The 328-nt window shown below is 69.5% G+C and carries 1 pseudogene; it reads right to left on the bottom strand.

What is annotated here, in order from left to right:
• Nucleotides 1-328: pseudogene (locus EN850_RS34800) on the bottom strand (metal-dependent hydrolase); the annotation flags it as partial.

The following is a 328-nucleotide window of genomic DNA, read 5'->3' on the forward strand; positions in this document are numbered from 1 at the left end:
GTGGTGACCATGTCCAGCGCCAGCATCAGGTCGGCATCGGTGTAGAAGCCCGAGCGGTAGCCCAGCAACATCGCACGCTGCAGCAGGTCGCCGTTGCCGTACGGCCACCAGCAGTCACGGATGTTGTCATTGCCCGCGAACACGCGCACGCCGGCATCGTGCAGTGCACGCAGTGGCGGGAACGGATGATGGCCCGGCGCGTTGCTCATGATGGCGACACCGGCGGTGGCCAGCGCCTCACCCACCTGCAGTGCGCGCGCCAGCGGCACATCGCCCCGCGAATAGGCATGGCTGACCGCCCCGCGCCCCTGCAGGCCGGCAGCACGCG

It is taken from the genome of Mesorhizobium sp. M8A.F.Ca.ET.207.01.1.1 (assembly GCF_004794715.1).
Lineage (GTDB): Bacteria > Pseudomonadota > Alphaproteobacteria > Rhizobiales > Rhizobiaceae > Mesorhizobium.